Origin of the sequence: Mesorhizobium sp. M7A.F.Ca.CA.001.08.2.1, from assembly GCF_003998455.1 — a bacterium.
GTDB lineage: Bacteria > Pseudomonadota > Alphaproteobacteria > Rhizobiales > Rhizobiaceae > Mesorhizobium > Mesorhizobium ciceri.
This window is the reverse complement of the sequence record NZ_RZPW01001024.1, coordinates 1-1,761: the sequence shown is the minus strand read 5'-3', so window position 1 is coordinate 1,761 and position 1,761 is coordinate 1. Positions and strand designations below refer to the sequence as shown.

Annotated in this window: 2 protein-coding genes and 1 pseudogene; all 3 read left to right on the top strand. The window is 65.0% G+C overall.

Annotated features, from left to right (window positions below; all coding sequences use genetic code 11):
• Positions 1 to 510, top strand: a pseudogene (gene glyA, locus EN914_RS34295) (serine hydroxymethyltransferase); the annotation flags it as partial.
• 76 nt (positions 511 to 586) lie between these two features.
• Entirely contained in the window at positions 587 to 1,252 is a 666-nt protein-coding gene (locus EN914_RS34290; RefSeq protein WP_024504683.1) for a hypothetical protein, read from the top strand.
• A gap of 157 nt (positions 1,253 to 1,409) precedes the next feature.
• A partial coding sequence (locus tag EN914_RS34285; protein ID WP_127389631.1) for a transcriptional regulator NrdR occupies positions 1,410 to 1,761 on the top strand: 352 nt, incomplete at its 3' end.

Below are 1,761 nucleotides of genomic sequence, written 5' to 3'. Positions count from 1 at the left end.
GGCCTGCAGGGCGGCCCGCTTATGCATGTCATCGCCGCCAAGGCGGTTGCCTTCGGCGAAGCGCTGAAGCCAAGCTTCAAGGTCTATGCCGAGAGCGTTGCCGCCAACGCCAAGGCGCTCGCCTCCAGCCTCAAGGAAACCGGTCTCGACATCGTCTCCGGCGGCACAGACAACCATCTGATGCTGGTCGATTTGCGTCCGAAGAACGCCACCGGCAAGCGCGCCGAGGCGGCGCTGGGCCGCGCCAACATCACGTGCAACAAGAACGGTATTCCGTTCGACCCGGAAAAGCCTTTTGTCACCTCGGGCGTGCGTCTCGGCACCCCGGCCGGCACCACGCGCGGCTTCGGCCAGGCCGAATTCCGGGAGATCGGCAAGCTGATCGCCGAAGTGCTGGATGGTCTCAAGGTCGCCAATTCCGACGAGGGCAATGCCGCCGTCGAAGCAGCGGTCAAGGCCAAGGTCGTGGCGCTGACCGATCGCTTCCCGCTCTATCCCTATCTCGGCTGACGCGATAGGAAGTTTTGCCGCCTGCTGCAACGACGAGCGTCGTTTCAGCAGGCCGGGGCGACCGGCAGGAGCCTTGATGATGCGACCATTTCGTTTCGCCGACCTTGGCGCCGTTGGCGCCCTGGCTGCTTTGATCGCCGGGCCTTTCCCCGGCAACGCCTTGGCGCAAACCGCCCCTGCTCAAGCCGCGCCCGCGCAACCCGCTCCTGCGCAACCCGCACCTCAGCCCGAGCCCGCGGCGCCCGCCCAGACGGCACCCAAGCTCGAAACCTTTGGCAGATGGTCGACCCTGGTCGACGAGGTCGACACCGGTGAGGATCTGCGCAAGACCTGCGCGGCCTCGACCGCCTTTATCGGCGCTGGCGGCGAGAGCGGCGTTCTGACGCTCATCATCACGAACGGCGATGCACTGCCGCCGGATGCCTACCCGTCCGTAACGATCGCCGTCGACAACAAGGCCTTGCCGGCCGGCAAGTCGGTTGCCGCCACTTTCGGCGACGACAAGGGCCGCGTCACTGCCAAGCTCCATTCCGATGGCGCCGTCAACGGCCGGCTCAGCTGGACCGTCGACAACCAGTCCAAGACCAGCCTGGCGCTCCTGCGCGCCATGCGCCGGGCATCGGTGCTTGACGTCTCCTTCGGCGATGCGCCGGTTGGAAGCATATCCATGGACGGCTTCACCAAGGCCTATCGTAGTCTCGGCGCATCGTGCGGGTTTCCGACCGCCGACGTTGCTCCCTGAAGACATCGGTACGCTGTGCGGCTGCTGGCGAGGCTGGCAATCCTGCTTGCGCCTCGCTATCTCTGAAGGGCGAGGGAGCTGTTGGCGACACTTTGCCATCGCTGCAAAAACCTCTAAGCCTTTCGCTTCACCAGATTCGCCAACCAAAGGCTTCTCCATGCGCTGTCCCTATTGCCAGTCGGAAGATACGCAGGTGAAGGATTCGCGCCCCGCCGAGGATGGCGCGGCAATCCGCAGGCGGCGCGTCTGCCCCGATTGCGGCGGCCGTTTCACCACCTTCGAACGCGTGCAGTTGCGCGACCTCGTCGTGGTCAAGAAATCGGGCCGCAAAGTGCCCTTCGACCGCGACAAGCTGTTGCGCTCGGTGGAGATCGCCGTGCGCAAGCGCAATGTCGATCCCGAACGCATCGACCGCGCGGTGACAGGCATCGTGCGACAGCTCGAAAGTTCCGGCGAGACGGAGGTTGCTTCGGGAGAAGTCGGCCGCCTGGTCATGGAAGCGCTGAAGT